Genomic DNA, 6,694 nt, shown 5'->3' on the forward strand with positions numbered 1-6,694 from the left:
TCTATAACGGGTGAATGGCGGCGCGTGTTCGGCGGCGCGGTGGCGCGCTGGCAGAGGCCAGCCGCAGCGGTGCGACCAGGGCGGCCGCGGCCGCCGCTTCCCACACCATCAGTAATTGACAGGCAACGGAAGCGGCGATCACGGCCGGCGCCTTGTTGCGGATGCCAGGCATGCCGATCGGACACACCATGGCGGCGATGCGCTCGTCCGGCACGCCGCGCGCCCGCAGGCGGTGCTCGAATTGCTTGCGTTTCGTGTGCGAACCGATCAGCCCGAACCAGCCCGCATCCTCGCGCTCCATGATGGCTTGCGTCAAGCGTTGATCGAGCGCATGGCTATGCGTCATGACGAGAAAACTGCCGCCCGGCGGCGCCATGGCGACAAATTCCTCGGGCGTATCGGTGGCGGCGATGCGGACATTGTCTGGCAAGGCCGCAGGAAACATGTCTTCGCGCTCATCGACCCAGGTAATATTGCAGGGCAAGTGGGCCAGCGCGCGCACGATGGCGGCGCCCACGTGGCCGGCGCCAAACAAGGTCAGGTGGGCGCGCGGCGCCAGACAGGGATCGACCAGCCAGCGCCGCCCTTCGCTGCCCTGCGCAACATGGGTACCGCGTTCGCGCGCGAACGTATCGGGCGCCTGTGCGCCAGTGCCTGCAATCAAGCGACCGGCGGCGTCAAACAGGGCCGAGGCAGGTTCACCGTCGAGCGCCGTCAAACGCCAGCTGTCTTGCTGGCGGCGCTCGCGCAAGGCGACCAGCAACGCGTTCAGGCTGGCATCGACATACTCGAAAGCCAGGTGGACGACGCCACCGCAGCATTGCCCGAGACTGGGGCCCAGCGCGAAACGCTCGAGCCGCGCATGGGTGTCCCCCGTGGCCAGCATGGTCTTGGCGATTTCCACGGCGCGCAATTCCAGATGGCCGCCGCCTATGGTGCCAATTTGTCCATCGAGCGTCACGCGCATCTTCGCGCCCGTCTCGCGCGGACCGGAACCTTCCACCAGGGCAACCGTCACCAGCACGGATGCCTGCGCGTCATTCTCGATTGCTGTCAGCCAGTCGCTCATCGTCTGCCCCTATGCGCCGGCATGCGCCGCTTGCACGGCCATCACCGCCTTGAGGATTTCCTCGCTGGTGGCGGGCGCATTCAGCGGTGGTTGCACGGCGTGATGGCCGACGCTGGAAATGGCGTCGCGGATGGCAAAGAACACGGAAAACGGCAGCAACAATGGTGGCTCACCCACGGCTTTGGAACGGTGAATGCTGTCTTCCACGTTGCGGTTCAGGAATAGCTGAACGCGAAAATCTTCGGGGCAATCGGAAATGCCGGGGATCTTGTACGTCGACGGCGCGTGCGTCATCAGCTTGCCCGCCGCATTCCACCACAGCTGCTCCGTCGTCAGCCAGCCCATACCTTGGATAAACGCGCCCTCCACCTGACCCAGATCAATCGCGGGGTTGAGCGACTGCCCCGCATCGTACAAGGCGTCCGCGCGCAGCAGCTTCCATTCGCCGGTCAGGGTATCGACCACCACTTCGGCCACGGCCGCGCCATACGCGTAATACGAAAACGGATGACCCGTCATCGTCTTCGCATCCCATGACAGACCGGGCGTGGCATAAAAACCGTCCGACCACAGTTGCACGCGGGCCAGGTAAGCCTTCTGCACCAGCTCGGCAAACGCAACGACGTGACCATTCACGTGAATATGGTTATCGAAGAAACGAACAGCGTCCGTCTCGCCACCGTACAGTTTGACCGCGTAATCGGCCAGGCGTTCACGGATCTGGCGCGCCGCATCCTGCGCCGCCTTGCCGTTCAGGTCGGCACCGGTGGAGGCCGCAGTGGCCGACGTGTTCGCCACCTTGCTGGTATCCGTGGCCGTGGCCCGTACCTTGTCCAGATCGAGGCCCAGTTCGTGCGCCACTACTTGCATGACCTTGGTATTGATGCCCTGCCCCATTTCCGTGCCACCATGGTTGACCAGCACGGAGCCATCGACATATACGTGCACGAGCGCACCGGCCTGGTTCAGATGCGTGACGTTGAAGGCGATACCGAATTTCAGGGGCGTGAATGCCAGCCCCTTCTTCAGGATCGGACTGGCCTCGTTGAACGCATCAATAGCCAGGCGGCGCGCGCGGTAATCGCTGCTCGCTTCCAGTTCCGCGACGAGTTCATGAATGACATTGTCGACGATTTTCTGCCCGTACGGCGTGACGTTGCGTCCTTCTACATCGTTGCGGCCATAAAAATTGAGCAGGCGGATATCGAGCGCATCGCGTTGCAGATGGCGGGCGATTTCATCGATGACGTACTCGATGGCAATGGCGCCCTGCGGTCCGCCAAAGCCCCGGAAAGCCGTGTTCGATTGCGTATTCGTCTTGCCGCAAGCGGCGCGGATGTCCACGTCGGACAGGTAATAGGTGTTGTCGAAGTGGCATACGGCGCGCGTGGCGACGGGGCCGGACAAGTCGGCCGAATATCCGGCGCGCGTGGTCATGTCGACCTTGGCGGCAAGGATACGGCCCTCATCGTCGTAACCCACTTCGTATTCATAATAAAAACAGTGGCGCTTGCCCGTCACCAGCATGTCGTCGTCGCGGTCGGCGCGCAATTTGACGGGACGCTTCAATTTCGCCGCAGCAATCGATGCGGCCGCCGCCCACAGGGCCGACTGCGATTCCTTGCCACCAAAACCGCCGCCCATGCGCCGGCATTCGACGGTGATGTTGTGCGAATGCACGCCCAGCGCATGCGCCACCACGTGCTGCATCTCGCTCGGATGCTGGGTCGAACACAGCACCAGCATGCCTTGCGCTTCCTTCGGGATGGCGTAGGAAATCTGTCCTTCCAGATAAAACTGTTCCTGGCCGCCCACATACAGCTGGCCCTTGACCACGTGCGGCGCGCCCTCGAACGCGGCCTGGTAGTTGCCGCGCGTCAGCTGCATCGGTGGCAGCACATACGATTGCGCGGCCTTGGCCGCTTGCGGCGTCATGATCGCGGGCAATTCCTCATACGACACTTGCGCCAGGCGGGCCGCGCGGCGCGCATGGTCATGCGTATCGGCCACCACGATGAAGATGGGCTGGCCCACGTATTGCACCAGCTCCGCAGCCAGGATGGGATCGTCATGGATGATGGGACCGCAGTCATTGGTGCCGGGAATGTCGTGTGCCGTGTAGACGGCGACAACACCGCCAGCGGCGCGCACTGCCGACAAATCCATGGCCGTGATGCGCGCGTGGGGCTTTTGCGACAGACCCAGCGCCGCGTGCAAGGTGCCTTGCAGCTCGGCGATATCGTCCGTGTACGTGGCTTGCCCCAGCACATGCAATTGCGCCGATTCATGTGGGCTGGGCTTGCCCACGGCGGCCCAGGCGGCGGCTTGCAATTCGGGCGTGGCAGGATGGTTCATGCTGGTCCTTTCAGGCGCGGCAAGCGTAGGCGTTGACGGCAGTGCGCAGCAAAGACGCACCGGGGCGTGTTTCCAGCCAGAAGCGGCGCAACAGGTTTTGCGCCGTCGTCATGCGGTAAGTGTTCGACGCGCGCATGTCCGACAGCGGCGCGTAATCGTCGGCCAGCAGGCGCATGGCGATGAGCAAGTTCTCTTCCGTCCAAGCCTGTCCACGCAAGAATGCCTCCGTTTGCGCGGCGCGCTGCGGCGTGGCCGCCATGCCGCCAAAGGCAATACGCGCGTCAACAATGCGCTCGCCATCGAGCTCAAAGGCAAACGCAGCGCACACGGCCGAGATATCCTGGTCGAAGCGTTTCGCCAGTTTATACGTGCGGAAATGCACGTCGGCACATGGCAAGGGTACGCGCACGGCTTCGACGAATTCGCCTGGCTGCAAATCCTTCTTTTGATAGCCAAGATAAAAATCTTCCAGCGGCATGCTGCGCTGGCCGGCAGGTCCATGCAACACGATTTCGCTGCCCAACGCAATCAGCCACGGCATCGAGTCACCGATCGGCGAACCATTGGCCACATTGCCGCCCAAGGTACCGGCGTTGCGGATCGGCAAGGAAGCAAACCGCTGCCACAGTTCGGACAGCTCATCGGGATAATGTTCGCACAGCACCGCATAGGCATCGTTGAGGCTGGCGCCAGCGCCGATGTGCAGCTTGCCGTCATCCTCGGCGATGGTTTTCAGCGCCGCGACGTTGCCGAGATAAATGATGTCGCCCAGGTCGCGCAATTGCTTGGTCACCCACAGGCCAATATCGGTGGAGCCGGCCAGCAGGCAGGCTTGCGGCTTTGCCGCGCGCAGCGCCACCAGTTCCTCAAGGGTGCGCGGCGCGTGGAAGTGCTGGCCGCCGTGTTCATACGTAGTCAGGCTGCCGCGCTGCAGCGCCTGCAATTGCACGCGCAACGCATCGCGGTCGAATGCCACATGTGGCAATTCACCCATGCGTCTGGCTGCATCGATGATGGGCCGGTAGCCCGTGCAGCGGCATAGATTGCCCGACAGGGTGTCGTCGATTTCACAGCGCGTGGGCGTCTCGCCGTTTTTCTCCAGATACATGCCCCACAAGGACATGACAAATCCGGGCGTGCAAAAACCGCATTGGGAACCGTGGCATTCGACCATCGCCTGCTGCACCGGGTGCAGGCCACCGTCGGACTGCTGCAAGTCTTCCACGGAAAACAGGGCCTTGCCATCGAGGGTGGGCGTGAGCTGAATGCAGGCATTGACGGCTTTCATCTGGACCTGGCCGTCCACCAGGCTGCCGATGACCACCGTGCAGGCGCCGCAATCGCCTTCGGCGCAGCCTTCCTTGGTGCCCGTGCAATGCAAATCCTCGCGCAGGTGCTGCAACACAGTCTGCGTAGGGGCGGCGTCGCGTACTTCCTGTACGGCACCACGGTAGTAAAAGCGGATCGGTTCTGACATGCTGGCCTCGGTATAGTCCCAGTATAGGAGATTAACACCGGCATATGGGACAACTATACGCAAAGACTGATTTTACTTATCATCCCATCTCAATAGAACTCACTCCTGGAACGGATGCGTCGCATGCCAGTGTTCGGCAATATCGATGCGGCGCGTGATCCACACCTGCTCATGGCCCTGCACATAGTCGAGAAAACGCGCCAGCGCCGCGGCCCGTCCAGGCCGCCCAACCAGGCGGCAATGCAAGCCCACGGACAGCATCTTCGGTTGATTCAAGCCGTTCAGGTCGCCTTCCGCGTACAGCACATCGAAGGCATCTTTCAGATAGTCAAAAAATTGCGTGCCCGAATTAAAGCCCTGCATGGCGGCAAAGCGCATGTCGTTCGTGTCCAGGGTATAGGGCACGATCAGTTGCGGCTGCACGGCCGGCATGCCGGCGGCATCCGTGTACGCCACCTTTTCCCAGAATGGCAGGTCGTCGCCATAATAGTCGGCGTCATAGCGGAAACCGCCATGTTCGACCACCAGTTTGCGCGTATTCGGAGAATCACGCCCCGTGTACCAGCCTTGCGGAGCGGCCCCCGTCAATTCGCGGATAATCTGCACGGCCTCGCGCATGTGTTCGCGCTCCGTTGCTTCATCCATGTTTTGATAGGAAATCCAGCGCAAGCCATGGCAGGCGATTTCATGCCCCAGTTGCTGGAAGGCTGCCACCGCTTCCGGATTGCGTTTCAAGGCCATCGATACGCCAAACACCGTCAGCGGCAGGCGCCGCTCCTCGAACATGCGCAGCAAGCGCCACAGCCCGGCGCGCGAACCATATTCATAAATCGACTCCATGCTCAGGTGGCGCGCGGGAAAGGCGGCCGCACCGATCATCTCCGATAAAAACGTTTCCGAAGCGGCATCGCCATGCAGCACGCTGTTTTCCGCCCCTTCCTCGTAATTAAGGACGAATTGCAGGGCGATGCGGGCCTTGCCCGGCCATTGCGGATGCGGTGGCGTGGGGCCATAGCCGATCAAGTCGCGTGGATAATGTTCGTAATTGTTCATGCGGAGGCACGCCTATAGGAGGACAATGTTGGCTATATGCCCAATCATATAGCCCGGCGCAGTCACCGGTATATGATTTGCACGATAAGCACATTCACTCACCCTATATACAGGATAGCAAATGGGAAAACTCAGCACGCATGTACTCGATATCGCCCACGGCAGGCCTGGGGCCGGCGTCAAGGTCGCCCTGTTTTCAGTCGCGCCGGAAGGCAAAGTGTTATTGAAGATGGATATGACGAACAGCGACGGCCGCTGCAGCACCCCATTGCTGGAAGGCGACAGCATGAAAGCGGGGCAATATGAACTGGTGTTCAACGCAGGCGACTATTTCGCAGCCCAGGGCGTGGAACTGCCATCGCCCCGCTTTATCGACCTGGTCACCCTGTCCTTCGGCATCGCGCATACAGATGAAAACTACCATGTGCCGCTGGTGGTGTCGCCGTGGTCGTACTCCACTTACCGCGGTAGCTGATCCCGCGAGGCCGGCAATGTTGTCGGTGGTGTCGGATTACGCGCTACGCGCTAATCCGACCTACCCGGCGTTCTATGGACGTAGGTCGGATTAGGCCGCAGGCCGTAATCCGACACCACCCGCGGCGTATCAAACCAACAGACGTAAAAAAACCCCAACCGGATCACCGGAAGGGGTTTTTTCGAATAACAAGCCTGACGATAACCTACTTTCACACTGGTTGCAGCACTATCATCGGCGCAAAGTTGTTTCACGGTCCTGTTCG

At 61.3% G+C, this 6,694-nt stretch carries 6 protein-coding genes; 1 reads left to right on the forward strand and 5 read right to left on the reverse strand.

Going from position 1 to position 6,694, the window contains the following annotated elements; translation table 11 throughout:
• Window position 1: 1 nt before the first annotated feature.
• The 4 genes from xdhC to puuE form a co-directional block, all read right to left on the reverse strand.
• Complete coding sequence (gene xdhC / locus MRBLMS1_RS24635) at window positions 2-1,069, reverse strand: xanthine dehydrogenase accessory protein XdhC (protein ID WP_485882630.1); 1,068 nt, start codon at window positions 1,067-1,069, stop codon at window positions 2-4.
• Window positions 1,070-1,078: 9 nt separating this feature from the next.
• The gene (xdhB, locus tag MRBLMS1_RS24640; protein ID WP_485882632.1) at window positions 1,079-3,424 is read right to left on the reverse strand and encodes a xanthine dehydrogenase molybdopterin binding subunit; all 2,346 of its coding nucleotides are present in this window, start codon (window positions 3,422-3,424) and stop codon (window positions 1,079-1,081) included.
• Between the two features lie 10 nt (window positions 3,425-3,434).
• Window positions 3,435-4,901 (reverse strand): xanthine dehydrogenase small subunit, encoded by a 1,467-nt coding sequence (gene xdhA, locus MRBLMS1_RS24645; RefSeq protein ID WP_485882634.1) that lies wholly within the window; start codon window positions 4,899-4,901, stop codon window positions 3,435-3,437.
• A gap of 99 nt (window positions 4,902-5,000) precedes the next feature.
• A complete protein-coding gene (gene puuE / locus MRBLMS1_RS24650; RefSeq protein WP_485882636.1) occupies window positions 5,001-5,954 on the reverse strand; it encodes an allantoinase PuuE in 954 nt (317 codons plus the stop codon).
• 121 nt (window positions 5,955-6,075) lie between these two features.
• Here puuE and uraH point away from each other — a divergent pair, with 121 nt between their 5' ends.
• Window positions 6,076-6,429: a hydroxyisourate hydrolase gene (uraH, locus tag MRBLMS1_RS24655; RefSeq protein WP_034754489.1), complete on the forward strand. Its 354-nt coding sequence runs from the start codon at window positions 6,076-6,078 to the stop codon at window positions 6,427-6,429.
• A 50-nt stretch (window positions 6,430-6,479) separates the two neighbouring features.
• Here the strand turns inward: uraH and MRBLMS1_RS24660 are convergent.
• On the reverse strand, window positions 6,480-6,694 hold a 215-nt coding region (locus tag MRBLMS1_RS24660; protein ID WP_485882639.1), incomplete at its 5' end, for a hypothetical protein.

Source organism: Massilia sp. LMS1-1-1.1 (assembly GCF_040815535.1).
Classification (GTDB): Bacteria; Pseudomonadota; Gammaproteobacteria; order Burkholderiales; family Burkholderiaceae_D; genus Janthinobacterium; species Janthinobacterium aestuarii.